The sequence below is a fragment of the Chryseobacterium sp. MYb264 genome (assembly GCF_035974275.1).
GTDB lineage: Bacteria > Bacteroidota > Bacteroidia > Flavobacteriales > Weeksellaceae > Chryseobacterium.
Map to the genome: position 1 here is coordinate 3,371,597 of NZ_CP142422.1, position 25,436 is coordinate 3,397,032.

The window sequence follows — 25,436 nt, forward strand, 5'->3', positions numbered from 1 at the left end:
TAGTTTATAAATACTTAATTCTAAAAACATTTAATTTAAAAAAAATGTAATTTTGCAGTCACGTTAAATTTCTAAAATGGACAAAATACCTAGTGTAGACCTGCGTGATTTCCTTTCGGGTACCCCGGAACGCAAACAGAAATTTGTAAATGAAATCGGAAAAGCTTATGAAGAAATTGGTTTTGTAGCCTTAAAAGGCCATTTTCTTGATGACAACCTTGTAGAAGATTTGTATGGAGAGGTGAAAAACTTTTTTGAACTTCCAACGGAAACGAAACTTAAGTATGAAATTCCCGGAATTGGTGGCCAAAGAGGTTATGTAGGATTTGGTAAAGAAACTGCAAAGGGTTTCAAAAAAGGAGATTTGAAGGAGTTTTGGCATTTCGGACAATATGTGTCTGATGATTCCCAATACAAAAGCGAATATCCTGACAACGTAATCGTGGATGAACTTCCAAAATTCAATGAAGTAGGCAAGGAAGCTTACCAGATGCTTGAAAAAACAGGACAGTATGTTTTAAGAGCATTGGCCATTTATCTTGGTCTGGATGAATTTTATTTTGACGACAAAATCGCAGAAGGAAATTCTATTCTTAGACCTATTCATTATCCGCCAATCACAGAAGAGCCTAATGATGCGGTAAGAGCAGCAGCTCACGGAGATATTAACCTCATTACTCTTTTAATGGGTTCTCAGGGGAAAGGTCTTCAGGTTCAGAATCACAACGGAGACTGGATCGATGCGATTGCAGAACCGGATGAATTGATGATCAACGTTGGAGATATGTTGTCGAGACATACCAACAACAGATTGAAATCTACGATTCACAGAGTGGTAAATCCGCCAAGAGAATTGTGGGGAACTTCAAGATATTCGATTCCTTTCTTTATGCACCCTGTAAGTTCAATGTCGTTAAATGCGCTTGAAAACTGTGTGGATGAAAACAATCCTAAATTGTATTCTGATACTACAGCCGGAGAATTTTTGCATGAAAGATTGGTAGAATTGGGATTGATAAAAATTTAACTGTAAAATATACCACAGTTATTTGAGTTAATCAAAAATTAATTATCTTTACTTAAGTATCAAATTTCTAATTAAAACATTATGAAAAATTTAAAAAAACTAAGTAAAGGCCAATTAAAATCTATTACCGGCGCAGGAGGTGTAAAACTTCCGGAACCAGAACTTTGTCTGTATGCCTGCAACGGCATTGTTGTATGTGTAGCTTGCAGCGACGATTTCAAATGTCCGGTAGATGATATGTAAGATCAAAAATCATACATGATAAAAAAGAACCGTTCCTTTGGGAGCGGTTTTTTGTTTTTGAAATCATTACAATAAATCTATTTCCAGCATATTATTATCTTTTTTAATTCTGTTTTTAAAAAGCTTCTCTTCATCTCTAAAAACCTGTTCGCCTGTCCTGAAATTTCCGTCACTATCTGTTTGATCCGGATATCTTCCGCGTAAATGCTTTAATGGATCTTTTCGATATTCAGTCAAAAGCTTTTTATATTCTTCCTGAGTAATCTGTTTAGTAGGTTTTGAATTTTCAGTTGATGGATATTCTTCATTATTTTTAGACTTTACAATCTGTATCGCAGTGAAAACATGATTTTTTTTATCATCTTCAATTTTTAGGATTAAACCCGGAAGCCCTTTAAATTTATAAGGTCCGTCCTGAATAGAAATATCGGAAGCAAACCACGCCGTCCAGTTTCTACCTCCAAAATTGGTTTCTGCGCTGGTAACAGAATGCCCTAAAATACTGCCTTTTCGATTGGTTATTTTCCAGTTTATTTTTCTTTTGTCTGAAACACCGTAAACTGTAGAACTAATTTTCGTCATCATATTCACTTCATTATTCTGAAGGTTTTTAATAATCCTGAAATTAATATATTCCCGATTGGGCGGCATATAAAACAAACCTTTCTTTTTATAAGCAACAGCAGTAGAATCTACATTATAATTTCTATAGCTGTAAAATTGCGATTCTTTTGGATGAATATCCAGAAACATATATTCCTTACTTATGACTTTTGGAAGTGTAGTGTCTGGCACAAATTCATATTGATAAATAAACCTTGTGGTCTGTGCTAATGAATAATTAAAAACAAAAAGTAAAATAATTAATAGTCTCATCAGGAATTATTTAGTACTAAAATACCAAAGAAATGAGAAAAATAAAAATTAATCAAACAATCTCAGCTGCTGATCTCTACTTCCCGTAAAATCTTTTACAGACAATTTCGGAAACTCTTTACCCTCAAAAAACTTCTTTTTCCCGATTTTGAAAGTTGTATGAATCATCTCTGCTATATTCCCCTCCCCTCTTTGTCGTTCAAAATATCTTTTGTCGCCCAATTTTCCGCCTCGCATCGAGCGAATAAGGTTAAGTACTTTTTGAGCGCGATCCGGAAAAGCCGCTTCAATCCATTTCACAAAAACAGGCTCCACTGTATCATTTAGCCTCACCAGCGTGTAACCAAAACTTTGGGCACCAGCTTCTGAAATAGACTTCAGAATATTCAGTGGCTCATCACTATTCAATCCGGGAATAACAGGTGCCACCATCACGTGAACAGGGATATTGTTTTCAGATAAGACCTCTATGGCTTTCATTTTATTTTTTGCGGAACTCGTGCGCGGCTCCATTTTTCTTCTGAGATCTTCATTAATTGTGGGAATGCTTAACGAAACGGAAACAAGATTCTTTTCCGCCATAGGTTTCAGAATATCAAGATCTCTTAAAACCATTGCATTTTTTGTCAGAATATTGACAGGATGTCTGTAGTCGAGACAAACTTGCAGTAATTTTCTGGTGATCTCAAACTGTCGTTCTGCAGGCTGATAACAATCCGTATTCCCGGAAAGTAAAATCGGTGCAGGCTGATAACCTCTTTTTTGAAAAAATTTTTCCAGCAATTCCGGTGCATTTTTCTTTACCATGATCTTTCTTTCGAAATCAATCCCGGCACTGTAGCCCCAATATTCGTGCGTGGGTCTGGCAAAACAGTAAGAACATCCATGCTCACACCCCTGATAAGGGTTCATGGAATATTCCATTGGAAGATCCTCACTTTTCACCTGGTTTACAATTGATTTTGGAAATACTTCCGTGAAAGAAGTTTTCACAGTTTCGAAATCTTCATCTTCAGGCTCATGAGTATATTTATCGAAACGGTTAATGACATTTCGTAGCGCTCCCTGACCTTTTATGATATTTTCGTTCTGCATTTCAGATGTAAAATTAGAGCGGAAATTTTGTAAAATAATGAGTTTTAACATTAAATTTTTCCACAAAAAAAATCCAACACCGTCACAGTGCTGGATTTAAACATAATTAATATATTTTTTTACTACTTCAGTGCGTAAAATTCCACTCCGTGATATTCATCCTCGTGGTTTTTTTCATCAAAGTGTCTGTGATAGTCTGAATAGCTATCACTATATTTTTTGTCTTTTTTGTGTAATATTTTCTTAATGCCTATGATACTTAATACTGCCAAAAGACCAACTCCTCCTGCCAGTAAAACTCCAACTTCTTTTTTCATATTTTGTCCGATTTATTAAAATGACTACTGCAAAAAGCATACCTATTTATTCCATGTCAATTATAATTTTTGTTAATATGCCCCGCCTTGCCAAGTAAAATGATTTAAATTTTCAAAACAAAAAATTTTAAAGCAAATTCGGATTATTATTTCTTTTCGAGTATCATTTTAATGAAAACAGAAAGTAGTAGGCATCCGGCTGCATAACAGAGAATATCGATCAGGGAAAATGAATTTCCGATTACAATATACATCAGACTACCTGGCTTGAAGCCAAGTTTTTCAGCGACATTAAGATATTGTGCAAACTCTACGAGGCAGGAGAAAACAAAAATACCGAGAATCAGTTGTAAGTTATTTTTTATTTCAAAAAAACATTTGATGAAAGTATAAATCAGCATCACCACAATTACATCGCCTAAATAGGCTCTTACGAAGAAAATATTTTTGAGTTTTGTGGCTATTAAAACTTCAATTAAGAAAATTATTATTGTTACAACGAAATATTTTAGATTGAATTTGAATTTCATCATTATTAATTTTTAGACATAAAAAATCGGTATTCAGACAAACACCGATTTTGTATGCACAAATATATTATTTCTTTACTTTCACGGTGCATCCAATAGCAACTGTTTTCGTCATTTTTATCGGTTCATTTTTAATCAAAGCATTTACCGCATCCTGCACATAATATTCAGAAACATCATTCGGGTTTTCGTAGTTATTGTCGATGGCACCAATGTATTTCACTATATTTTTACCATTCTCTTTCTGCAAAAGAAACACATGAGGCGTTTTTGTGGCTCCGTATTGAGGGAAAATTTTCTGTCTATCATCCACCAGATACGGAAAAGTAAAATTCTTCTGCTTGGCTCTTTCGATCATTTCCTTGTAACCGTCTTCAGGCTGCACATTGGGGTCATTTGGATTGATCGCAATTACCGGATAACCCTGAGATTTGAATTTCTTATCTAATTCAATAATTCGGTTTTCGTACTTTTTCGCATACGGACAATGGTTGCAGGTAAAAACAACGATAAACCCTTTTGCGGTTTTAAAATCTGCCAGTGATACCATTTTCCCATCTACATTTTTCAGTTTAAAATCTGTCGCTTCATCCCCAACTTCATAGCCTTTTACAGAAGATTTATCTCCCGATTCCGTTTCATTTTTATGATGATTTCCTGTTGTGAAACTCAATAAACCAAGCCCAAGAACAAAGGCAGTCAATATAACTTTAAAATTTTTCATAAATATTTGTTTATACGTTTTTTGCAATTACAGATTCCAGTTCATCTTTACTCATTTCACCATCATTAAAATGAACCTTCACTCCATTTTTATAGAAAATCGTTACCGGAATATTTCCATCCCAGTCTTTTTCAAATGTTGGAATCCAGGTATTCATCCTTTTAATATCATCCAGTAAAATGACTTCGGCAGTCAGGTTTTTATTTTTAATAAATTTAATCACTCTCTCTTTATCCATCAATCTGTCCAAAGAAACCAAGATCATTTTAAATTTCGGATTATCAGAATACTTTTTATTGATTTCCATAAAATGAGGAAGCTCTTTTACGCAGGGCGCACAGGTAGTTGACCAGAAATTAACTACTACAAGCTTCTCTTTTTCCTGTTGAATTCTCTTTTCAAGCTCTTCATATTTCACAGAAGGTAAGGTTGCTTGCTGAGCATTAACTATAGAAATAGAAAGGAGGATTAAAAAAAGGGCGATTAATTTTTTCATAGTCAAATTTAACTAAAATGAATATTTATACCTGACTATCAAAATGTTAAAATTTATTAAATTCCATAATTTTTTAATCACAATTAATTGATTTAATAAAAATAAGTGTACTTTAGCGGTCAATCAAATAAAAATTATCACTATGAAATCCACAAAAAATTTAAAAAAGAAGCTTACAAAAAATGAATTAAAAAACATTAAAGGAGCAGCAAAAGGACCTTGTTATGAGGGATTTTGTCGTAATGGTGCAGATGAAGAATGGAGATTGGGTGCAGGGGACAGAAATGGCTTCTGCTGCTAATTTCAATGTCATAAAATAATGAATGATTGAGGAGAAATCTTCAATCATTTTTTTATTCTTTCTTTAGGCTCCTTTTTTGCATGCATACATCTACCGTCAAATCCGTTTTATCATGAAAAAAGTACTTATTTTTCTGGTACTCCAGTTCAGTATCTTAGCATTCACGCAAACCGCTGAAACTTATATTCCTGAATTCAGTAGTGTAAAAAACATTCCCGACTATGGAATTCTTAGAACAAAAATGAAACTCAGTGATGTGGTTACTAAAGCAGAGATATCCCCCGAATTTCCCGGAGGCACAGAAGCATTCAAAAGGCAGTTTGCCGAAAAAATGGATGTTATAGATGTTAAATCAGATCAGATCAATACCCGTGTTTATTTTATTGTAGAAAAAAATGGTTATGTAAGGTTTGTGGCAGCCACCGGAGATAATAAAAAGCATTCCCAGGCCGCCGAAGTAGCAGTAAGAAGGCTATTCGTACGATGGAAACCAGCTACAAACAATGGAGAGCCTGTCCGCTTTTTATATACTTTCCCTTTGACCTTAAAGAAGTATGATTAAGCTTTAATAAGTTTATCTTTGTTAAAAATTTTCACCATGAAAAAAATCGCAAACTGTTATTGCCTGTTATTTTACTGTTTCATTTCGGCCCAGGAAGCCATAGCAGGATCTACCGATTTGAACGAATTGGTTTTAATAGAAAAAAATAACAACGTGACAGGAGACATTGAAAAAGCAGCCGAATTTCCTAAAGGGATTAATGTTTTTAGGCAAATGCTTTTAAAAAACTTTAGAGGCAAAAAAATAAAAGGAACTGAAAATATGAGTTGCGAACTTCTTTTTATTATTGACAAAACAGGCTCAATGACAGATATAAAAGCCACAGGAAACAATCAAAGCTTTAATGAAGAAGTGATTCGATCGGTTTCAAAAATTAAAGACAAATGGGTTCCTGCTGAAATTAATGGTCAAAAAGTCCGTTACAGAGTGAGGATTCCGTTACACTTCAACTTTGATTCACCAAAAAAATAGAATATATTACTTCCCAATCATCTTTTTAATCGCATTCAGCTTCATCAAAGCTTCAATCGGGGTCAGTGTATTAATATCAATTTTCGTCAGTTCTTCCCGAATACTTTCCAAAACGGGATCGTCCAACTGAAAGAAAGACAATTGCATATTTTCCTCAGTCACTTTTTTGATGCTTTCGGAAGAGCTTCCCTGAGTTCGGCTTGCTTCCAGTGTTTTCAGAATTTCGTTCGCTCTGTTCACTACTTTAGAAGGCATTCCCGCCAGTTTGGCCACGTGAATACCGAAGCTATGCTCACTGCCTCCCGGCACCAGTTTTCTAAGGAAAATAATATTTCCTTTGTTCTCCTGAATCGAAACATGGAAATTTTTTACCCGTTCAAAATTCACGGTCATTTCATTCAATTCATGATAATGTGTTGCAAATAAGGTCTTTGCCTGAGTCGGGTGCTGATGAAGATATTCCGCAATCGCCCAAGCGATAGAAACCCCGTCATAGGTTGAAGTTCCACGACCGATTTCATCTAATAAAATTAAACTTCGATCAGAAATATTATTCAGAATATTTGCTGCTTCATTCATTTCCACCATAAAAGTAGATTCGCCCGAAGAAATATTGTCTGTTGCCCCTACCCTTGTGAAAATTTTATCCAAAACACCGATTTCAGCGTGCTTTGCAGGCACAAAACTTCCAATTTGCGCTAAAAGACAAACAATCGCGGTCTGACGGAGAATTGCCGATTTACCTGCCATGTTCGGTCCGGTCACCATGATAATCTGTTGAGAATCTTTATCTAAGAAGATATCATTCGGGATATATTTTTCACCTAAAGGAAGTGCATTTTCGATAATCGGATGTCTTGCTTCTTTTAAATCGATCGCAAAAGTTTCCGTTAAAACAGGTTTTGTATAACTCTCAGAGACAGCTAATTCAGATAAACCAACCGCAACATCTAACTGAGCGATAATATTTGAATTTTCCTGAATCTGGTCGATGTAAATCATCGTTTCAGCACAAACATTTCTGTACAGCTGATTTTCTAAAACGCCGATTTTTTCTTCCGCTCCAAGAATCTGGCTTTCATACTCTTTCAGCTCTTCCGTAATGTAACGTTCGGCATTTACCAACGTCTGCTTTCGCAACCAGTCACCTGGAACTTTATCTTTATGGGTATTTCGAACCTCAATATAATATCCGAAAACATTGTTAAAATCAATTTTAAGGCTTGTAATTCCGGTTCTTTCAATTTCTCTTTGGCACATTTCATCCAGGAAACCGCGACCTTTGGATTGAAGCCCTCTTAATCTATCCAATTCTTCGGAAATCCCTTCTTTAATGACATTTCCTTTTGATAAATTAACCGGAAGTTCTTCATTTAAATGATTTTGAAGACATTTTATCAATTCATCCTGATCGTATAGAGGTTCCAGCCAAGCCAAAATATCGGCGTGAGGATGAAGCAATCCTTTAATCGTATGAATATTAATCAGACTCTGGCGAAGATATCCCAATTCTTTTGGAGAAATTTTTTCTGCCGCCAGTTTTCCCATTAATCGATCCAAATCAGAAATCGATTTTAATAATTGGAAAATTTCATATTTAAGATGATCGTTTTCGTTTAAAAAATCAATTAAAGAAAGCCTTCTGTTGATTTCGTTAACCGATTTTAAAGGTAAAATAATTCTTCGTCTCAACAATCTTCCTCCCATCGGAGTTGAAGTTTTGTCGATAATATCCAACAAAGATTTTCCCTGTGCATTGCTTGGATACACAATTTCAAGGTTTCTCAATGTGAAATTATCCATCATCAGAAAATCTTCCTGCGGAATCGTCTGAATTTTAGTGATGTGAGCCAATAAATTATGATGCGTATCTTCAACTAAATAGGCAAAAATTGCTCCTGCCGCCGTAATCGCCAATGGCTGATTTTCAACACCAAAACCCTTTAATGAATTGGTTTTAAAATGATTCGTCAGTTTTTCGTAGGCAAAATTATATTGATAAGCCCAATCTTCAAGCTTGAAAGCATTTTTATTTTTAATCTGTTCCGGAATCTGCACGCTTCGCTGATAAATAATTTCACTCGGATCAAAAGTATGAATGATGTGAAGCAATTTTTCTAAATTTCCCTCACTCACTAAAAATTCTCCCGTAGAAATATCAACCAAAGCAATCCCAAACTTCTCCTTTTCTTTATGAAGAGACAGCAGGAAATTATTCTTTTTTGAGTTTAAAACCTGATCGTTGAACGTAACTCCGGGCGTCACCAATTCGGTGACTCCCCTTTTTACGATTCCTTTCACCATTTTCGGATCTTCCAACTGGTCGCAAATCGCGACTCTCATTCCAGCTCTTACCAATTTTGGCAGGTAAGAATCTACCGAGTGATGCGGAAATCCGGCCAATTCGATATGACCTTCACCGTTGGCTCTTTTCGTTAAAACGATTCCTAAAATCTGAGAAGTTCTCACGGCATCCTGCCCGAAAGTTTCGTAAAAATCCCCCACTCTGAATAGTAAAAGTGCATCCGGGTACTTCGCCTTGATAGTGTTGTACTGTGTCATTAACGGGGTTTCTTTCTTTTCTTTCGTCGCCTTTGCCATTAAAAATCGGTCTTTAAAATTTAGGATGGTAAAAATATGAAATAAAGATGAGAAAGTATCCCGATTTAAAAAGTGTCATTTAACATTAAAGCGTTTAGCGGAAAGCCGGAAGAGTGAGGCTGGAAGTTCTTTATGATGTGATGATCATAAAAATTCAGAGAAAAATGGGCCGATTTTGATGTTATCACTTTACATAACCTCCAGCTTCCCAACTTCATTAAATAAACAAGTCTGTTATCCCGAATTCAGGTTAAACACAAACTTTGGTAGATTTTAACGTTAAATCTCGTTTTGAATCTTTCGCTTAACACATATTTAACTATAAATCAATCTATAAGGCTTACTATTTAGTCGCTCCTTAAAAAGCTGTTTTTTGACTTTGAAAATTATATTTGCCTAAAAAGATTCGGAGAACAAGTTCGAGCCAAAGAAGAATTTGTTGTTTGATTTGATTCAATCTCATCTTCAAATTGTATCCAATCCCTGCTAATAATGCATTATTAATATCTCCAGCCACTCCTTTCAGGAAGTTTAATCCTAAGGAGTGGTTTCTTTTTAAATGAGAGATACAAGGTTCTATGGCTGCTCTTGCCCGGAATCTTAATCTGGCTACTTGTTGCCCATATTTTGTTTTTTCTTTTTTTGCGGGAAGCAAAATTGCTGTTCCTTCCACTTCTTTGATTCCTTTAAATCCTCTGTCTGTAGTGGCTTTCGTAGGTCTTGTTCCGCCAACGGATTTTCTTACCCTCTCACTCTGTGCCAATGATTCTTCAAGAGTTTTACTATCGTGAGGATTGCCAGAAAATCTCTTTACCGAGCTGATGATCCCTGTTTTCCGACCTCTTACTACTGCTACTTTTGTCCCAAACTCGTATGCTTTTCCCGATTTTCCTTTCGCAATACACGCAACTTGTGGCTCGTGAAGACTGTAAATTTTATCTTTCGTGGTACGTTCTTGGGTGAGTGCTTTAAGGTAAATTTTAAAAACGTCTTCGTAGCCTTTCAAAACATCTTTAGGAAGTTTTCTTTCCAATTCCCGAAGAACTCTTTTACCAATCGTCCTGAGCTTTTTCCTCGCCATTTTTGCCTTCTTCTGTCTTCTGGGATGATGTCCAAAAAAAGCGTCCCGCAATAATTGTTTGCTCACTCTTCTGTAGCTTTGTCTTTGTACAACGCTCTCTTTTTCTGCTATTTTTCTACAATTGTCGATTACTTTTTTTGCTAATTTGGCATCGGTAGGAAAGGTAATGTTCTTCTCCTGAACCGTCGTATCTACCTGAACTTCATCTTCTGTTTTGGCTTTGGGATGGAGAGAAACGCTTTGTCCCAAAAGAAATTCCAAACCCTTATCTCCAATTCTTTTTCTGAAGTGTACAAAATTGCTCGGATCGAAAGGCTGCTCTGTCTGGAAAAAGGTTTCTCCGGTAAAATATTGCCAATACGCATTCTCAATCCATCTCTCTATTACACTTTCATCACTTTCTTTAAACATTTCCTTGAGCAAAAGCATTCCTGCTATTTTACGGATAGCAATAGAAGGTCTTCCGTTTTCTGAAAATAATTTCTCAAACTCTGACTCCATTTTATCCCAGGAAATCTCCCCAGCTAATTTTACCACCGGATGCTCCATATTAATAAGCTCCGTAAGCCTGGTCTTGAATAAATTCTGCTGTAAATCCTCTCTTATTTTGCCTAACATTTTGCCACTTTTTATATCCTAAAAATACAATTTATTGCAATTTTTTACAACGATTTTTTACGAAATATAAGTGCATAAAACTGATAATCAAAATATTACTTGGTTTTTAAGGAATGACTATTTAACAGAATTTAAAATCAAAATTCTGAAGCGATTATCTATTTTTGTGTCGTTAATAACACACTCTGATGAAAAAAAATTTTGGATACTAATTTCTGTACTAGTGTTAACTTCATGTTCCCAAGACAGTATGAACCACCAAGTGTTAATCATAGAAAATAGCCGTAAATTACCTACCCTCGTTGTTACTTTTGAGCTTGAAGACGGAAAAAAACCGCAAAAAACACTTTATTATCACGAACACAAGGACAATGGTGTAGAACTTCTGTATCAGCCGGACTTAGGCAAATATACCTATCTGGGAACTCCCGTAAAAAAAATTAATCTGGGCCATACTTCGGAGATCTCCTTTACCCCAAATAATGTGATTTATAAAGGTCTCGGACAGAAAGCTTATACGCTGATAAGGGACTATAATACCAACACCTGGGGATTATTCAATACCGTTGATCTTAAAGGAATAAACGACGGAGGTCCTTTACGTATCGAAACCATACGGGACGCCAATAATAAAAAAATAATCAAACTCCGAAGTTATCGCTAACAATTCCTATTCGCACCATTATTGTACAAACAAGAATCTCCGGGTTCTTGTTTACTTTTCTTTATTTAAAAACTGTTGCAATGCGGCTGTGCTTTTCTTAAACGCCCATTTTTGTTTATATGTTACCCATTTTGCTTTGAATATTTTTCGCATTAATTTATCTGTATATCGCATGATAAAAACGTGATACAGCATATTGGCAAATACATTCGGTTTATTGGGAAGTGCACGAAGCGACATCGAAAACCCAGGTTCTAAATAGCGGTTAAAATGCCAGAAAGCACCCGGAATAAAAAGTGCATCACCATGTTCCATGAAAATTTCAAATCCTTTGGCATGTTTCAGGGCAGGAAATTTTTCATAATCAGGATTTTCATAATCGATATCATAAATTGTATGAACCGACAACGGAACTTTATACAGAAAAGCAGACTGCTTTTGGTCGAACAATAAAATTCTTTTTTTTCCTTCAAAATGAATATGAAGAAAATCTCCCAGATCAACATCATAATGCATCAGGACGTGTGCTTCACTTCCTCCAAAAAACAAGGTTGGAAGACGCTTGAAAAATTTCATTCCTAAGTCAGGATATGTGAAGTTTTTCAGCAATTCAGGAAGCCGGTCGGTGATAATATAAAAGAAAATACGAAGGTCGGAGGGCTTGCTTTTAATGGTGTCGATATAATCCTTCATCTTCATTTTAATAACCGGAGCATCGCTACTTTTATTGGCATCCGCAGGTTTGTTATCATATAAAGGAACTTCCTGCTCACCTGCCTTCTCACGAATAAAATCAAAATTCCATTGATCAAAGGCTTCCCAGCGGCCGGCGAAATTCTTAATCAGAAGAGGTTTATGCTTTCTGAAATAGTTCTTCTGAAAATCTTCTTTGGTAATATCCGTTACAACATCTACGTTTTCGAGAATCATTTTGATTTGGTATTTAAAATGAGGACTAAAAATAGTCTTTTTTTGAATTTTGAGGAAATTTTAAAGTTAAATAATCTTTCACGGATTTTGAAAACAATTTTACTCCCAATAGCTATTATTTTATTTAAATGCAAAGCTTAATTTTCAATCCTTATTTCATTTCAGAAAGCAAAGGTAAATAAAATTTGCTCCACGAAGCTTGAAAATAATGCTTCATCAAATCAACTTGTTGATTATTCTTGACTCACTTAAATATTAAGAGTTTAAATAATACTTTGCGTCAAAAAAATAATCCTAATTTCAGATTTAAATCTAATTTAAAAAGCCCTTCAATCTTCAGATCAAAATGAAAATTTTATCTTTGTAACACCAAAAACATTTATGAGAGTTTACAACACCAAACATTTCCTGAAAATCCTTTTCAGTTTACATAAAAGTGATACTTTAAAGATCTTATTTCCGAGTATGGTTCTTGTAGGATTATATTCATGGGGGATTGAATATCTGGAACTGGAATATTTTCATTTAACTTCCAAATCAGGGATCAGCAATGTGGGAATGATCCATTCTTTATTAGGCTTTGTCCTTTCTTTGTTATTGGTTTTCAGAACCAATACAGCGTATGACCGATGGTGGGAAGGCAGAAAACTATGGGGGAAATTAGTGAATGACACCCGAAATTTTGCCATAAAAGTCAATACTATTCTTGGCGATGACAGACAGACTGCTGATCAGATGGCAAGATATCTTAAATTCTTTCCGCACTTTTTAGCAAAACATTTATCCAAAGAATCCACTAGGCTGGCTTTGGATGAAGATTATTCTGAACTGGAAAAAAAATTAACCAATCACGGGCCCAGCGAAATTGTCATTTTGATGAGTCATAAACTGAATCAATTAAAAAAAGAGGGGAAAATTTCGGATATTGAAATGCTGTATCTGGACAATCAGCTTTCAGGTTTTCTTGAAGTTTGCGGTGGTTGTGAAAGAATTAAAAATACACCTATTCCGTATTCTTATTCTTCGTTTATCAAGAAGTTCATTATTCTGTATGTCTTTGCTCTACCTATTGCCTACGTGATTAATATCGGGAACTTTATCATTCCGCTGACAGTTTTTATTTATTATGTTTTAATGAGTCTTGAACTCATTGCCGAGGAAATTGAAGATCCCTTCAACAATGACGAAAATGATATTCCCATGGAAACGATCGCTCAGAATATTGAGCGAAATGTGCATCAGATTATAAACGAAAAAAATAAAATCAAGCCTTAGAGCTTGATTTCTTTTATTTCGCCGTCCTGCTTTATTTCCACAAACTTACTTTCGCGATTTCCTGCGTTGTAACCATAGAAAAACGTTTGATAAATAGGGGTAGAATATAAATAACCACCATACGCATTATAAGCATCCGATTGTCCGGTTTGTTTCTGATAACTTGCGGTTGCTGTGAAATTAATGATGGTTTCCAGATAATATTTTCCGGGTTTTAGTTTTTCGAATTTAAATCTTCCGCGGTCGTCTGTTAAGGCTTCAATTCTGTATTTAAAAGCTTCTTCAGACATATAAACCGTTGTTTTTTTATTTTCATACTTCTTCCTCATGTCATAAAACTCCTCAAAATAAGGCGTTACCGGAAAAAGCATAATCACAGTTCCTTTTTTAGCATAATGTTTTTCTGCCAGCAAAGGTTTGATTCCCCAATTGTTTTTCTGTTTCGTGGAAGCCACCCCTTCAATGGTTGAGTTCCCGAAACCAATCATATTCTGAGCTAATTTTTTATCGAAAAAAGCTTGCGGATAGTATGTATTTTGTGCTTTGGTAAAAGTAAAAGCAGATACCATAGTCATTAAAACGAGTACATTTTTCATAGCTGATATTTTAGCCAAATATAGGTATTTTGTAAAATCGAATAAATACCCATATTTGGGGATAGAAATGTTAAAATTCTTCATGTATTCATGAACATGAATTTATATTATTTCAACAAATATTAATTTTAAACAAAAAAGAATTATGAAATATTCATTATTAATTGCATTGTGTACATTCGGAATCATGTCTGCCCAAAAACCATGCGGCTTCAAAGACGGATTACAGGAAGGAAGTTGTAAACAGTTTTACGAAAACGGACAGGTAAAAGAAATTGCAGAATGGAAAAAAGGAAAATTAGAAGGCGATGCTGTTTTCTATTATGATAACGGAAAAGTGCAGGCCAAAGGAGAATATAAGAAAGATTATAAGGTTAAAGAATGGTCTTACTTCAATAAAGAAGGTATTTTAACCTCAAAGGAAGTTTTTAGAAATGGCGAGAAAAATATTTATGACAACAGTTTGGTTGCCACTTTTTATAATTCTTCCGGAATTATTACTGAAATTTCAAATTTTAAATTTGGTAAATTGCAGGGCGAAAGTAAACTTTTTTATGATAATGGAAAATCTGTAAAGCAAATCGGATATTACGATAACGGAATTGCCACAGGAAAATGGAAAATGCTTTACCCGTCTGGAAAAATCCAAAGGGAAACGGAATTCGTAAATGATAAATGGAACGGAACCAGAGTTCATTACCGCGAAAACGGAAGCATAGAGAAAACAGAAGTTTACAAAGACGGAAAATTAATCTCAACAAAATAAGACATTGGTACACAAATTAAAACTGGAAAAACTCAACAGAATAGATGTAGAAACTTTTAAATCGGTTGAAAAAATTCCTTTGGTCGTGGTTTTAGACAACATCAGAAGTATGCATAATGTAGGGGCAACCTTCAGAACGGCAGATGCATTTTTGGTTCAGAAAATTATTCTTTGCGGAATTACGCCTCAGCCGCCACACCGTGAAATTCACAAAGCCGCTTTGGGAGCAACGGAAAGTGTAGACTGGAGCCACGAGAGTGATATTAATACAACCATTGCCGATTTAAAATCGCAGGGTTTTGAAGTTGTGGGTATTGAACAAACAACAAGCAGCCAAATGATTACTGATTTTACGATCGATAAATCGAAGAAATATGCGGTTATTTTAGGAAATGAAGTAGAAGGAATCAGCGATGAAGCGTTACCGAATATTGATTCTTTTATTGAAATTCCTCAATTGGGAACCAAGCATTCTTTGAATGTAAGCGTTTGCGGTGGAATTGTAATGTGGGAATTTGCGAAGGTTTTGGGAATAAAATAAAAAAGATTTCTAATTAGATCTCATGTGATCTTTGTTGAGTGAAACGCCTTTGTGAACTTACACGCATTTAGTAGTCAAAAAAAATACTTTGCGAACTTTGTGTTAAAATAAAATTGAAAAAGCTTTAAAATAAAAAAACTGCATGTGTCTAACAGACAGTGCAGTTTGAAATAAATCTAATAAAAAGTAAAAATGAAAGGCGACAAAGATACTTCTTTTTTCGACACGAACAAATTTTAATTTCTGTTTTTTAAAAATTCAAGAAAAAAAGTTTCATTTTCAGAAAAAGTTTCATTTAATTTTTTATAAATTAGCACCATGTTTATCAAGGACTATATCTCAAAAGACTTCCCATGCTTTAGCCTTACTGACTCGATAGAATCAGCAAGGAACATGTTAGAAGACTTTGGATATTCTCATATTTTCATTAAAAAATCCCACCACTTTTACGGTGCCCTTGCACAGGACTTTCTTTACGAAGAAGAAGGAACACTGAAGGATCTGGAACGCCAAATCGAACGTTTTGCCATTCCGGAAGATAATAATATTATGGACAGCATCCGGCTGTTTCATACCTTCAATGCCAACGTAGTCCCTGTGATCAATAAAGCGGAAAAGTATCTGGGATACATCAGTTGTGAAGATATTTTCCAGGATTTATCGAAATATGCATTATTTTCAGAATCGGGAGCTATTCTTACGGTGGAAACGCCTTCCAGAAAATACTCGATGACGGAGATCGCCAATATTGTGGAGAGCAACAACTCGAAATTTTATGGTGCGTTTATCAGTTTCATGTCCGATGAGGTGATCCATGTAACGATAAAGATCAGCAATGAAAATCTGAGCTCCATTGATGAAACATTCGACCGATATGATTACAGAATTGTAGAAAAATATTATTCTGATGAAAAGTCGGATTTGTTGAATGACAGATTCGGATTTTTCCAGAAATTTATAGAAATATAAACTAATGAAGGCAGCCATATATTCTCAGAAAAAAGATCTTGATACTTTTTTATATTTAAGCAAATTTATTTCCGAACTGGAAAACAGAGGCGTAAAATCTGTTTTGTATGATGAGATGGCTGAAGCCCTTCAGTTTTCAAAAATTTTCGAAACCTTTAACAGCAAAAAGGATCTTGTAGATAAAGAGGTCGATCTTTTCTTCACTTTTGGTGGTGACGGAACGATCGTAAATTCTTTAACTTTTATTGAAGATCTTGAAATCCCAATCGTTGGTGTAAATACCGGAAGATTAGGATTTTTGGCGAGTTTTACCAAAGAAGAAGCTTTTAAAGAGCTTGATTCTATTTTGAAAGGTGATGTAAAAACCAGCCGCCGATCTGTTATTCAAGTAGTTTCACCTGTTTTAGAAGATTTTTTTCCGTATGCTTTAAATGATGTTACCGTTTCCAGAAAAGAAACGACATCGATGGTAACGGTGGATTCTTATATTAATGATGAATTTTTAAATGTATTCTGGGGAGACGGTGTTATTGTTTCAACGCCTACCGGTTCTACGGCTTATTCATTAAGCTGTGGCGGCCCGATCATTTCTCCGAACAACGAAAACTTCGTCATCACACCTATCGCTCCTCACAATCTGAATGTAAGACCTTTGGTGGTGAACGATAGCGTGGAAATTAAATTCAGAGTTGAAAGCAGGGTTTCACAGTATTCCCTATCGCTGGATTCACGATTGATACATATAGAAACCGATAAAGAAATTGTAATTAAAAAGGCAGATTTCCAGATTTTACTGGTGCAGCCAAACAATTTGAGTTTCTACGAAACCATCCGCCAGAAGCTACTTTGGGGAAGGGATAAAAGAAATTAAGAATATTTTAAAAATTATTACCTTTACAGGAATTTTACAAACCCTAATAATTTATATTAAAACGTAAAACATGAGCAGAATTTTCCCGGCAGGAGTTGCCACAGGTCAGTTAGTGACTGATATTTTTCAGCACGCTAAAGAAAACAAATATGCATTGCCTGCAGTAAACGTAATTGGTTCAAGCAACACAAATGCAGTTTTGGAAACGGCAGCAAAATTAAACTCACCTGTTATTATTCAGTTCTCTAATGGTGGAGCTGCTTACAACGCAGGAAAAGGATTAAGCAATGATGGGCAAAAGTCTGCAATCTTAGGAGCTATTGCTGGTGCAAAACATATCCACACGCTTGCAGAAGCTTACGGAGCAACTGTAATTCTTCACACAGACCACGCGGCAAAGAAATTATTGCCTTGGATCGACGGATTGATGGATGCTAACGAAGAGTTCTTTAAACAAACAGGAAAATCTCTTTATTCTTCTCACATGCTGGATCTTTCTGAAGAATCTTTAGAAGAAAACTTAGAAATTTCTGCTAAATATTTCGAAAGAATGGCTAAAATCCAAATGACTCTTGAAGTAGAAATCGGAGTAACTGGAGGTGAAGAAGATGGTGTTGACAATTCTGATGTTGACAATTCAAAATTATATACTCAACCGGAAGATATCGCTTACACATACGAAAAGTTAAAAGCTATTTCTGATAACTTTACAATCGCTGCAGCTTTCGGAAACGTACACGGAGTTTACAAGCCAGGAAACGTGGTTCTTACACCAAAAATCCTTGATAATTCTCAGAAATATGTTCAGGAGAAATTCGGAACTGTTGAGAAGCCAATCAACTTCGTATTCCACGGAGGTTCTGGATCTACTGTAGAGGAGATCAGAGAGGCAATCGACTACGGTGTAATTAAAATGAACATTGATACTGACCTTCAGTTTGCTTACACAGAAGGTATCAGAGATTATATGGTAAACAATGTAGATTATTTAAGAACTCAAATCGGAAACCCTGAAGGTGAAGAAAAACCGAACAAAAAATTCTATGATCCAAGAGTTTGGGTAAGAAAAGGTGAGGAAACTTTCGCAGCAAGATTAGTTCAGGCATTTGAAGATTTAAATAACGTAAATACGCTTAAATAAATTATAATTGATAAGAGATGAATGATAGCTGATTTCTAAATCGCTTCTTTTATCTCTTATCATTTATCACACATCAATTATATACAATATGGCATTCGAGTGGTTTAAAAGAAAAGCACAAAATATTACGACATCTACTGATGAGAAAAAAGATGTTCCCAAAGGTCTTTGGCATCAGACTCCTTCAGGAAAAATTGTTGAGCATGACGAACTAAAGAGAAATAACTATGTTTCTCCGGAAGACGGATTTCATGTAAGAATAGGAAGTGCAGAGTTTTTTGATATCCTTTTTGATGAAGGTAAATTCACTGAATTGGATGCTAATGTTGAAAGTATTGACATCCTGAATTTCAAGGATACAAAACCTTATGCAGACCGTCTGAAAGAGGTAAAAGCAAAAACAAAACTGACAGATTCTATCAGAAATGCAGTAGGAACTGTAAAAGGAACTGAAATGGTAGTTTCTTGTATGGATTTCGCTTTTATCGGAGGTTCTCTAGGATCTGTAATGGGTGAAAAAATCAGAAGAGCGGTAGATTACTGTATCAAAAACAAACTTCCTTACATGATCATCTGCCAGTCTGGTGGAGCGAGAATGCAGGAAGCAACGTATTCTTTGATGCAGTTGGCAAAAGTTCAGGCTAAATTGGCTCAGCTTTCAGAAGCAGGACTTTTATATATCGCTTACCTTTGTGACCCTACTTTTGGTGGAATTACCGCTTCTTTCGCAATGACAGCCGATATTATTATGGCTGAACCAAAAGCATTGATCGGTTTTGCAGGACCAAGAGTTATCCGTGAAACGATCGGTAGAGACTTACCGGAAGGTTTCCAGACTTCGGAATTCCTTCAGGAAAAAGGTTTTGTAGATTTCATCGTGAAAAGAACTGAAATACAGGAAACCGTTGCTAAAACAGTAAAATTATTAGCAGTAAATGCTTAACGATTTGTAACAAAATACTACAATCTCTCTCTAATTAGGGAGAGATTTTTATTGATGAGAACTTTTAAAATATTTTTTAATACGATCCGAAGCATGAGCTTTAAAAAGATTTGTCGTCTTTTAGGGCTTGTTCTCCCCCATCCTATTTTCGCCATATTAAGTTTTCATGCTACCGTCCAGGCTTTTACCATTGCTCAGAAAAAGTTCCCGAAAACGGCTTCTAATAACGGAATAGGTAATGCTTTCAGACACGCACTTTGGTGCTGTTTTATTACGATGTACTGCTCAAAAGTTTCCTCTCCTGAGAAAGCTCTTGATTTCTGCAAAAAAATCACCGATATGCACGAAGAATTATTTCCCAACAAACCTTTGGAAACCAAAATGGATCTTCATAACAACGCATTCGGAATGAATTTTTACAGAGAATTATTGCCCGGAATTCACCGCCAGTTTTTTGAAAAAAGTTTTTTCATTGATGGATTGGAAAAGAAAATGAAAGAAGCCAAAGTTTTGAAAAATCTGGATGATAATTTTGAAGGATTTTTGGTTTATCTTGATGAAAAATAACCTATTTTCATATTCAATTATTCCTTTTCTTTCAACGTTTGTCTTTTCGGAGGAATCTAAGCTTTCCAATATTTATCATTTATTTTTGTTAGGTTTTGGCTAAAGCCAATTCTGATCCTCTATACTTGTTAAACGGGCTAAAGCCCGTTCCAATTGATATTAAAAGACAGCTTCATCATTTCATTCCTCGCAATAACTTAAAAATTCACCGTCTCTTTGTAATCTGAAGTTTTTTTGATAAGTTTAAACAATCTTAATTCAAACAAATGGTTCTCAGCAGAATTTGGTCGGCATTTATCATTATTGCCATTGCCATTGCCAGTATAAAATACGTCTCATCAAGCAACTACAAAACTATTTTCAATGATATGGTGGTAGGAAAAGGCGGCGATACGGTGAAAATTGCAACACAAAAAATGAATGTTGTTGCACCTATCGTGCGAGACAGTTTGATGAAAAAAAACAGTTTTGAAGACAACCGAATTTATTATAAAACCGATTCTTTAAAACAGGAAGTAAATGTCTACCGCGTTCAGGAAACAGACGGCGTGATCGGAACTTCCGAAACCGCAGTGAAAATCTGTCTGGGGCTGATTGGGATTATGGCTTTGTTCATGGGTTTCATGAGCATTGCAGAAAAAGCGGGCGGAATTAATCTTTTAAGTCGATTAATTCAACCATTTTTCTCAAAATTATTCCCTGAAATTCCGAAAAACCATCCCGCTTTTGGACATATGCTGATGAACTTCAGTGCCAATCTTCTGGGCTTGGATAATGCGGCAACTCCTTTTGGATTAAAAGCGATGGAAAGTCTTCAAAGTTTAAACCCGAATAAAGATACGGCGAGTAATTCTCAGATTATGTTTCTCTGCCTTCATGCCGGAGGAATGACGTTAATTCCGGTTTCGATCATTGCATTGAGATCTTCTGCAGGTTCTAAAAACCCGACGGATATTTTCCTGTACTGCATGATCGCTACTTTTGCAGCAACTTTAGCTGCGATGATTATCGTTTCAATTTATCAAAAAATAAATCTTTTAAAACCTGTTCTTTTAGCCTATATCGGAGGAATTTCGGCATTGATTGGTCTTCTCGTTTGGTATCTTACCGGTTTGAGTAAAGAAGCGTTGGATATATTCAGTCAGGTTTTAAGTAACGGACTTATTCTTTTTATTTTCGTGGCAATTGTATTGGGTGCAGTTTATAAAAAGATCAATGTTTTTGAAGCATTTGTGGACGGTGCAAAGGAAGGTTTTACAACAAGTGTGAAGATCATTCCTTATTTGGTGGGAATGTTGATCGCGATTTCACTTTTAAGAACTTCCGGCGTTTTTGAAGTCATTATTGACGGAATGAAATGGGTTGCCAATGCATCCAATTTAGATGCAAGATTTGTGGACGGACTTCCGACTGCTTTGATCAAACCATTATCTGGCTCAGGAGCCCGTGGAATGATGATGGATACGATGGCCACTTTCGGTCCGGATAGTTTTCAGGGGAAGTTGGCGGCAGTTCTTCAGGGAAGCTCAGATACGACGTTTTACGTGATTGCCGTTTATTTCGGAGCCGTAGCCGTCAAAAACACGAGATATACGGTAATTGCCATGCTTTTGGCTGATTTGGTAGGCGTTATTACTGCGATTGTGCTGGCGCATCTTTTCTTTGCTTAAAAGTGGGTGATGCTAGTTAATTGCTAGCTGGTGATGGATTATTCTAAATTAAAAACATAAAAATGGCGAAAAAATTATTTATAAAGGTACAAGATATTGAAATAGGAATAAAGAATATTGATAATCAAGATTATATTTGTCTTACTGACATTGCAAAAGGACAGGAAGGAGATGATCATATAAGGAATTGGATGCGAAATCGTAATACTCTTGAATATCTTGGAGTTTGGGAAGGTTTACATAATCCAGATTTTAAAGGTGTCGAATTCGACACCTTTAGGAAACAGTCTGGTTTAAACAGCTTTAACATGACTCCAAAAAAATGGGCTGATAGTACTGATGCTATTGGAATTATTTCAACCGCTGGAAAATATGGAGGAACCTATGCTCATAAAGATATTGCATTCAACTTCGCCATGTGGATCAGTCCGGTGTTTCAACTTTATATTATTAAAGAATATCAACGGTTAAAAGAAATTGAAAGTAATGAACATGGATTAGAATGGAATGTAAGACGAATTTTAACAAAAGCTAATTATACAATACATACAGACGCAGTAAAAAATTATATTATCCCAAAAACAAATTTCTCCAAAGCAAAAGAGTGGCTATTGTACGCCGGAGAAGCAGATCTACTGAATATCGCATTATTTGGATGTACAGCAAAAGAATGGCAAGAGGCAAACCCCGCCAGAGCATTGCAGGGTGAAAATATTAGAGATATGGCAAGTATCAATGAATTAGCGATCTTGTCTACAATAGAAAGCTTAAATGCAGCATTAATTAAAAATGGATTGGATAGAAAATCAAGGTTTCAAGTTTTACTTGAAACAGTTAAAGATCAAAAAGCTACGTTAGATAAAATCGACGTACTGAAATCTATCAAAAAAATATCCGAAACGACCTTTCTAGATTATAAAAAAAATAAAAACAATAATGATGAGAAGTAATTGAAGTCTCCGAATACACCTTCGCGATTTTATATACAACTCATTATAAAAATTAAACAAGCAAACCGATTATGATTACAGATAAAGAATTTACATTAAGATTAATACGTCAGTTAACTCAAGCGTTAGAAAAGCTGATTTTAGATAAACCTGAAGAAAGTTTAATGCAGAAAGAATTGGACTTCGAAACATTAATGAAAGACATTTTCAAATTTGATTTTACAACGCTTGCATCGAAATCAAAAGAAGAAATTATTGAAATCGTGAACGAAAGACAGGAAAGAGACCACAAAGATTATTACGAAATGCTGGGTAACCTTTTCTATTTTAATGGTAAAACTAGTCAGAATAATGAATTTTTAGGCAAAGCAAAAACATTCTACGAACTATATCTTCAGACCAGCGGAATATTTGCTCTTCCCGTTATCAACAGAATCAACGAAATAAAAAAAGCACTTGAATAAAGTGCTTTTGTATTTTTAGAAAGTAATTTTATAAGATCCGGTGGAAGAAACATTGGCTTTTTCAGCTTTTACATATTTCTTAACCCAAGCCACCGCGTTTGATGAGATACAAGGATCTGAAGTTCCACTAAGTCTTCTTGCAGAAACTACATTTCCGGCTTTATCTACGGTGTAGGCAACGGTAATTGTTCCGCTTGCCGTACAGCTGTTTGATGGTTGCGCTCCGCCTCTTCCCATTGTTCCGGGAATAAAGCCAACCAATTTTCTGTCGATTCCGACTTTACTGTCTCCGTTTCCGTCGCCTCCTAAAGGATCTCCTGCATTTCCTACTCCCGTTCCGTCACCTTGACTTCCCGCTTTCGTTCCTCTTCCTTTAATTAAATTTCCAATGGCTGCATTTCCCTTTCCGTCTCCGCTTCCGGTTTTAGAATTGGCAGTTGTAGCACCAGATTTTTTAGTATTCTTAGATGCTGATGTGCTTGTTGATGCTTTATCAGCTTTTTTAGATTCTTCTTTTTTAGATACGGAAACTTTAGAATTATTTCCCGTTAGTACTTTATCTGTCGGTTCAGATTTTTTTGCAACAGGTTCTGGTTTAGGTTCCGGCTTAATGACGGTTTTTGTTTCTGGAACAGGCGTTTCAATGGGTTCCGGAGTTACTTCTTCCGTCGCCGCAGCTAAACTTCCTTCCTGTTCGGCAGGCTCTTCAATTCCGTTACCATTTCTGTTGTCTCCGAAATTCACAAGCATAGTATTCACCACTTCGGGTTGCTTCTCTATTTCGGGTTTTAATTTATATAAAAAAACAAACAACAGGATGGCAGACCAAACCAGGATGGAAAGCAATGCACTTTTTACCCGATCTCTATTTTCCTCGTCTTTGTTTACAATATGGCTTCTCATCTTGAAATGATCCTTACCGGAAATTCCGGTTGTATTATTTATCTTTAACCGTTGCAATGGCGATATTAAATTTATTTTTTTCAGCAATTTCCATTACAAATACCACGTCTTTGTGCATCGTATTTTCATCTGCACGAATGGTAAAAGATTTGTTGGTCTGGTTGGCCAATTTACTTACCACCGTGGGTTCCAACTGATCTCTTGACACCGGATTATCATCTACAAAATAAGATCCGTCCGGCTTCACGCTTACCACCAAAGGATTAGGAACATTATCTGCCGCCGTATCTGCTTTTGGTAGTTTCACATCTATGGCACTCTGATTGGCCGCTGTAGATGTAATCATAAAGAATATCAGCATCAGCAAGATAACGTCTGTCATCGCTGCTAAACTGAATTCTGGATTCGCTTTATTTCTTCTCTGAATTTTCATCTGTTTTACTTTTATTGTTTTTAAATGGTCAGATGGAACCTTTCGGTTTCATAAGAAAAATTATAAAGGTTTATTGATAAGATCTAAAAATTCTCCAGACATATTTTGTGCCTTTAATACAAATTTATCAATTCTCGTTAATAAAATATTGTAGAAAAAGTTAGCCGGAATAGCCACTGCAAGACCCACCGCCGTTTGTCCTAAAGCCGTGTAAATACCTTCAGACAAAGTTTTTGGAGAGAAAGATCCTGTGGCATGGGATAGATTAAAGAACGCAATAATCATCCCGATTACCGTTCCCAATAGTCCCAACATTGGAGCGATACTTGGTACCACTGCCAAAAGATTCAGGTTTTTCTCCATATTGGCAACCTCCACCTGAGCCTGAGATTCCATTGCGCTTACAATATCTGAAACAGGACGCCCCAGTCTTGAAATTCCCTTTTCTAAAATCCTTCCTTCCGGAGAATTCTGTCTTTTGCAATAATCTGCTGCCGATTCTATTTTGCCTTCTTTAATGAAATCTTCAATATTATCCATAAAATTGGAATCTGTTTTCGAGGTTAATCTTTTAATAAAGAAAAAACGTTCAAAAAACAGATATACGGAAAATATACCCAATGCGATCACGGTAACCATCACTATTTTAGCGAAAGCCCCACCGTGGAACATGATCTTCCAAAATGAAAATTCTAAATCTTCTGCAGCCACTGCAGGTGTAGCAACTTGTGCAAACAACATCGTAGTAAGTTCCGTTAACAGCATTAATGTGTATTTTTATAAAAGTTTTAACGACAAAAATAATGGAATA

General features: G+C 35.6%; 30 protein-coding genes. 17 read left to right on the forward strand and 13 right to left on the reverse strand.

The genetic code is table 11. The annotated features are described in order from the left end of the window. Positions 1-76 precede the first annotated feature (76 nt). Both VUJ46_RS14555 and VUJ46_RS14560 read left to right on the forward strand, forming a co-directional pair. Positions 77-1,027, forward strand: coding sequence for an isopenicillin N synthase family dioxygenase (locus VUJ46_RS14555; RefSeq protein WP_326981462.1), 951 nt, complete (start codon positions 77-79; stop codon positions 1,025-1,027). Between the two features lie 81 nt (positions 1,028-1,108). Next, positions 1,109-1,270, forward strand: coding sequence for a bacteriocin-like protein (locus tag VUJ46_RS14560; protein WP_326981463.1), 162 nt, complete (start codon positions 1,109-1,111; stop codon positions 1,268-1,270). Between the two features lie 66 nt (positions 1,271-1,336). Here VUJ46_RS14560 and VUJ46_RS14565 read toward each other — a convergent pair whose 3' ends face one another. The 6 genes from VUJ46_RS14565 to VUJ46_RS14590 all read right to left on the reverse strand — a co-directional run bounded on the left by VUJ46_RS14565 (position 1,337) and on the right by VUJ46_RS14590 (position 5,308). After that, entirely contained in the window at positions 1,337-2,146 is an 810-nt protein-coding gene (locus VUJ46_RS14565) for a GLPGLI family protein (RefSeq protein ID WP_326981464.1), read from the reverse strand. A 48-nt stretch (positions 2,147-2,194) separates the two neighbouring features. Next, the gene (locus VUJ46_RS14570; protein ID WP_326981465.1) at positions 2,195-3,241 is read right to left on the reverse strand and encodes a PA0069 family radical SAM protein; all 1,047 of its coding nucleotides are present in this window, start codon (positions 3,239-3,241) and stop codon (positions 2,195-2,197) included. A 122-nt stretch (positions 3,242-3,363) separates the two neighbouring features. Continuing rightward, on the reverse strand, positions 3,364-3,558 hold the full coding sequence (locus VUJ46_RS14575; RefSeq protein WP_326981466.1) for a hypothetical protein: 195 nt from the start codon (positions 3,556-3,558) through the stop codon (positions 3,364-3,366). Positions 3,559-3,704: 146 nt separating this feature from the next. Beyond that, complete coding sequence (locus VUJ46_RS14580; RefSeq protein ID WP_326985109.1) at positions 3,705-4,088, reverse strand: ribosomal maturation YjgA family protein; 384 nt, start codon at positions 4,086-4,088, stop codon at positions 3,705-3,707. A gap of 67 nt (positions 4,089-4,155) precedes the next feature. Further along, positions 4,156-4,812, reverse strand: coding sequence for a thioredoxin family protein (locus VUJ46_RS14585; protein ID WP_326981467.1), 657 nt, complete (start codon positions 4,810-4,812; stop codon positions 4,156-4,158). Positions 4,813-4,822: 10 nt separating this feature from the next. Beyond that, complete coding sequence (locus VUJ46_RS14590; RefSeq protein ID WP_326981468.1) at positions 4,823-5,308, reverse strand: TlpA family protein disulfide reductase; 486 nt, start codon at positions 5,306-5,308, stop codon at positions 4,823-4,825. 142 nt (positions 5,309-5,450) lie between these two features. On the opposite strand from VUJ46_RS14590, the gene VUJ46_RS14595 reads away from it, so the two are divergent. The 3 genes from VUJ46_RS14595 (at position 5,451) to VUJ46_RS14605 (ending at position 6,642) form a co-directional block, all read left to right on the forward strand. Further along, positions 5,451-5,609: a hypothetical protein gene (locus tag VUJ46_RS14595; protein ID WP_326981469.1), complete on the forward strand. Its 159-nt coding sequence runs from the start codon at positions 5,451-5,453 to the stop codon at positions 5,607-5,609. Between the two features lie 112 nt (positions 5,610-5,721). After that, a complete protein-coding gene (locus VUJ46_RS14600) occupies positions 5,722-6,171 on the forward strand; it encodes an energy transducer TonB (protein ID WP_326981470.1) in 450 nt (149 codons plus the stop codon). A gap of 36 nt (positions 6,172-6,207) precedes the next feature. Next, entirely contained in the window at positions 6,208-6,642 is a 435-nt protein-coding gene (locus VUJ46_RS14605) for an energy transducer TonB (protein WP_326981471.1), read from the forward strand. Between the two features lie 6 nt (positions 6,643-6,648). Here the strand turns inward: VUJ46_RS14605 and mutS are convergent, their stop codons facing one another. Both mutS and VUJ46_RS14615 read right to left on the reverse strand, forming a co-directional pair. Continuing rightward, the gene (gene mutS / locus VUJ46_RS14610; protein ID WP_326981472.1) at positions 6,649-9,243 is read right to left on the reverse strand and encodes a DNA mismatch repair protein MutS; all 2,595 of its coding nucleotides are present in this window, start codon (positions 9,241-9,243) and stop codon (positions 6,649-6,651) included. 358 nt (positions 9,244-9,601) lie between these two features. Continuing rightward, positions 9,602-10,942 carry an IS5 family transposase gene (locus VUJ46_RS14615; RefSeq protein ID WP_326981209.1) on the reverse strand — a complete coding sequence of 447 codons (1,341 nt, stop codon included), beginning with the start codon at positions 10,940-10,942 and terminating at the stop codon, positions 9,602-9,604. Between the two features lie 250 nt (positions 10,943-11,192). Here VUJ46_RS14615 and VUJ46_RS14620 point away from each other — a divergent pair, with 250 nt between their 5' ends. Next, the gene (locus tag VUJ46_RS14620) at positions 11,193-11,606 is read left to right on the forward strand and encodes a hypothetical protein (RefSeq protein WP_326981473.1); all 414 of its coding nucleotides are present in this window, start codon (positions 11,193-11,195) and stop codon (positions 11,604-11,606) included. Between the two features lie 51 nt (positions 11,607-11,657). Here VUJ46_RS14620 and VUJ46_RS14625 read toward each other — a convergent pair whose 3' ends face one another. After that, positions 11,658-12,536, reverse strand: coding sequence for a cupin-like domain-containing protein (locus VUJ46_RS14625; RefSeq protein WP_326981474.1), 879 nt, complete (start codon positions 12,534-12,536; stop codon positions 11,658-11,660). Between the two features lie 381 nt (positions 12,537-12,917). Here VUJ46_RS14625 and VUJ46_RS14630 point away from each other — a divergent pair, with 381 nt between their 5' ends. Continuing rightward, positions 12,918-13,811, forward strand: coding sequence for a bestrophin family protein (locus tag VUJ46_RS14630; RefSeq protein WP_326981475.1), 894 nt, complete (start codon positions 12,918-12,920; stop codon positions 13,809-13,811). Here VUJ46_RS14630 and VUJ46_RS14635 read toward each other — a convergent pair. Continuing rightward, positions 13,808-14,407, reverse strand: a complete 600-nt coding sequence (locus VUJ46_RS14635) for a hypothetical protein (RefSeq protein ID WP_326981476.1) — start codon at positions 14,405-14,407, stop codon at positions 13,808-13,810. The two genes, VUJ46_RS14630 and VUJ46_RS14635, sit on opposite strands and share 4 nt — an antisense overlap. 145 nt (positions 14,408-14,552) lie before the next feature. Here VUJ46_RS14635 and VUJ46_RS14640 point away from each other — a divergent pair, with 145 nt between their 5' ends. The 10 genes from VUJ46_RS14640 (at position 14,553) to VUJ46_RS14685 (ending at position 23,289) form a co-directional block, all read left to right on the forward strand. Then, positions 14,553-15,173: a toxin-antitoxin system YwqK family antitoxin gene (locus VUJ46_RS14640; RefSeq protein ID WP_326981477.1), complete on the forward strand. Its 621-nt coding sequence runs from the start codon at positions 14,553-14,555 to the stop codon at positions 15,171-15,173. A 4-nt stretch (positions 15,174-15,177) separates the two neighbouring features. Further along, complete coding sequence (locus VUJ46_RS14645) at positions 15,178-15,714, forward strand: RNA methyltransferase (protein WP_326981478.1); 537 nt, start codon at positions 15,178-15,180, stop codon at positions 15,712-15,714. Between the two features lie 393 nt (positions 15,715-16,107). Further along, the gene (locus VUJ46_RS14650; RefSeq protein WP_326981479.1) at positions 16,108-16,683 is read left to right on the forward strand and encodes a CBS domain-containing protein; all 576 of its coding nucleotides are present in this window, start codon (positions 16,108-16,110) and stop codon (positions 16,681-16,683) included. 4 nt (positions 16,684-16,687) lie between these two features. Further along, positions 16,688-17,554 (forward strand): NAD kinase, encoded by an 867-nt coding sequence (locus VUJ46_RS14655; protein WP_326981480.1) that lies wholly within the window; start codon positions 16,688-16,690, stop codon positions 17,552-17,554. 70 nt (positions 17,555-17,624) lie between these two features. Further along, positions 17,625-18,695 carry a class II fructose-bisphosphate aldolase gene (gene fbaA, locus VUJ46_RS14660; RefSeq protein ID WP_326981481.1) on the forward strand — a complete coding sequence of 357 codons (1,071 nt, stop codon included), beginning with the start codon at positions 17,625-17,627 and terminating at the stop codon, positions 18,693-18,695. Between the two features lie 88 nt (positions 18,696-18,783). Further along, positions 18,784-19,638 (forward strand): acetyl-CoA carboxylase, carboxyltransferase subunit beta, encoded by an 855-nt coding sequence (accD, locus tag VUJ46_RS14665; protein WP_267403490.1) that lies wholly within the window; start codon positions 18,784-18,786, stop codon positions 19,636-19,638. Positions 19,639-19,692: 54 nt separating this feature from the next. After that, positions 19,693-20,205 (forward strand): DUF6973 domain-containing protein, encoded by a 513-nt coding sequence (locus VUJ46_RS14670; protein ID WP_326981482.1) that lies wholly within the window; start codon positions 19,693-19,695, stop codon positions 20,203-20,205. 266 nt (positions 20,206-20,471) lie between these two features. Next, the gene (locus VUJ46_RS14675; protein ID WP_326981483.1) at positions 20,472-21,875 is read left to right on the forward strand and encodes a nucleoside recognition domain-containing protein; all 1,404 of its coding nucleotides are present in this window, start codon (positions 20,472-20,474) and stop codon (positions 21,873-21,875) included. Between the two features lie 62 nt (positions 21,876-21,937). Then, positions 21,938-22,825: a KilA-N domain-containing protein gene (locus VUJ46_RS14680; protein WP_326981484.1), complete on the forward strand. Its 888-nt coding sequence runs from the start codon at positions 21,938-21,940 to the stop codon at positions 22,823-22,825. A 71-nt stretch (positions 22,826-22,896) separates the two neighbouring features. Further along, positions 22,897-23,289, forward strand: a complete 393-nt coding sequence (locus tag VUJ46_RS14685) for a hypothetical protein (protein ID WP_326981485.1) — start codon at positions 22,897-22,899, stop codon at positions 23,287-23,289. A gap of 15 nt (positions 23,290-23,304) precedes the next feature. Here the strand turns inward: VUJ46_RS14685 and VUJ46_RS14690 are convergent, their stop codons facing one another. From VUJ46_RS14690 to VUJ46_RS14700, 3 genes are read right to left on the reverse strand one after another with little or no spacing between them, the layout of a single operon-like run. Beyond that, entirely contained in the window at positions 23,305-24,192 is an 888-nt protein-coding gene (locus VUJ46_RS14690) for a ferric siderophore ABC transporter substrate-binding protein (protein ID WP_326985110.1), read from the reverse strand. Positions 24,193-24,226: 34 nt separating this feature from the next. Next, entirely contained in the window at positions 24,227-24,625 is a 399-nt protein-coding gene (locus VUJ46_RS14695) for an ExbD/TolR family protein (RefSeq protein WP_267403500.1), read from the reverse strand. 60 nt (positions 24,626-24,685) lie between these two features. After that, complete coding sequence (locus tag VUJ46_RS14700; RefSeq protein ID WP_267403502.1) at positions 24,686-25,390, reverse strand: MotA/TolQ/ExbB proton channel family protein; 705 nt, start codon at positions 25,388-25,390, stop codon at positions 24,686-24,688. Between the last annotated feature and the right edge of the window lie 46 nt (positions 25,391-25,436).

Coding starts and splice junctions, on each gene's coding strand:
- VUJ46_RS14650 (WP_326981479.1), top strand. CDS start 16,108: ATGTTAGAAGACTTTGGATATTCTCATATTTTCATTAAAAAATCCCAC.
- VUJ46_RS14655 (WP_326981480.1), top strand. CDS start 16,688: ATGAAGGCAGCCATATATTCTCAGAAAAAAGATCTTGATACTTTTTTA.
- VUJ46_RS14620 (WP_326981473.1), top strand. CDS start 11,193: ATGAACCACCAAGTGTTAATCATAGAAAATAGCCGTAAATTACCTACC.
- VUJ46_RS14670 (WP_326981482.1), top strand. CDS start 19,693: ATGAGAACTTTTAAAATATTTTTTAATACGATCCGAAGCATGAGCTTT.
- VUJ46_RS14555 (WP_326981462.1), top strand. CDS start 77: ATGGACAAAATACCTAGTGTAGACCTGCGTGATTTCCTTTCGGGTACC.
- accD (WP_267403490.1), top strand. CDS start 18,784: ATGGCATTCGAGTGGTTTAAAAGAAAAGCACAAAATATTACGACATCT.
- mutS (WP_326981472.1), bottom strand. CDS start 9,243: ATGGCAAAGGCGACGAAAGAAAAGAAAGAAACCCCGTTAATGACACAG.
- VUJ46_RS14680 (WP_326981484.1), top strand. CDS start 21,938: ATGGCGAAAAAATTATTTATAAAGGTACAAGATATTGAAATAGGAATA.
- VUJ46_RS14615 (WP_326981209.1), bottom strand. CDS start 10,942: ATGTTAGGCAAAATAAGAGAGGATTTACAGCAGAATTTATTCAAGACC.
- VUJ46_RS14590 (WP_326981468.1), bottom strand. CDS start 5,308: ATGAAAAAATTAATCGCCCTTTTTTTAATCCTCCTTTCTATTTCTATA.
- VUJ46_RS14585 (WP_326981467.1), bottom strand. CDS start 4,812: ATGAAAAATTTTAAAGTTATATTGACTGCCTTTGTTCTTGGGCTTGGT.
- VUJ46_RS14640 (WP_326981477.1), top strand. CDS start 14,553: ATGAAATATTCATTATTAATTGCATTGTGTACATTCGGAATCATGTCT.
- VUJ46_RS14630 (WP_326981475.1), top strand. CDS start 12,918: ATGAGAGTTTACAACACCAAACATTTCCTGAAAATCCTTTTCAGTTTA.
- VUJ46_RS14700 (WP_267403502.1), bottom strand. CDS start 25,390: ATGCTGTTAACGGAACTTACTACGATGTTGTTTGCACAAGTTGCTACA.
- VUJ46_RS14570 (WP_326981465.1), bottom strand. CDS start 3,241: ATGCAGAACGAAAATATCATAAAAGGTCAGGGAGCGCTACGAAATGTC.
- VUJ46_RS14625 (WP_326981474.1), bottom strand. CDS start 12,536: ATGATTCTCGAAAACGTAGATGTTGTAACGGATATTACCAAAGAAGAT.
- VUJ46_RS14565 (WP_326981464.1), bottom strand. CDS start 2,146: ATGAGACTATTAATTATTTTACTTTTTGTTTTTAATTATTCATTAGCA.
- VUJ46_RS14600 (WP_326981470.1), top strand. CDS start 5,722: ATGAAAAAAGTACTTATTTTTCTGGTACTCCAGTTCAGTATCTTAGCA.
- VUJ46_RS14605 (WP_326981471.1), top strand. CDS start 6,208: ATGAAAAAAATCGCAAACTGTTATTGCCTGTTATTTTACTGTTTCATT.
- VUJ46_RS14695 (WP_267403500.1), bottom strand. CDS start 24,625: ATGAAAATTCAGAGAAGAAATAAAGCGAATCCAGAATTCAGTTTAGCA.
- VUJ46_RS14675 (WP_326981483.1), top strand. CDS start 20,472: ATGGTTCTCAGCAGAATTTGGTCGGCATTTATCATTATTGCCATTGCC.
- VUJ46_RS14685 (WP_326981485.1), top strand. CDS start 22,897: ATGATTACAGATAAAGAATTTACATTAAGATTAATACGTCAGTTAACT.
- VUJ46_RS14575 (WP_326981466.1), bottom strand. CDS start 3,558: ATGAAAAAAGAAGTTGGAGTTTTACTGGCAGGAGGAGTTGGTCTTTTG.
- VUJ46_RS14635 (WP_326981476.1), bottom strand. CDS start 14,407: ATGAAAAATGTACTCGTTTTAATGACTATGGTATCTGCTTTTACTTTT.
- VUJ46_RS14560 (WP_326981463.1), top strand. CDS start 1,109: ATGAAAAATTTAAAAAAACTAAGTAAAGGCCAATTAAAATCTATTACC.
- VUJ46_RS14580 (WP_326985109.1), bottom strand. CDS start 4,088: ATGAAATTCAAATTCAATCTAAAATATTTCGTTGTAACAATAATAATT.
- fbaA (WP_326981481.1), top strand. CDS start 17,625: ATGAGCAGAATTTTCCCGGCAGGAGTTGCCACAGGTCAGTTAGTGACT.
- VUJ46_RS14690 (WP_326985110.1), bottom strand. CDS start 24,192: ATGAGAAGCCATATTGTAAACAAAGACGAGGAAAATAGAGATCGGGTA.
- VUJ46_RS14595 (WP_326981469.1), top strand. CDS start 5,451: ATGAAATCCACAAAAAATTTAAAAAAGAAGCTTACAAAAAATGAATTA.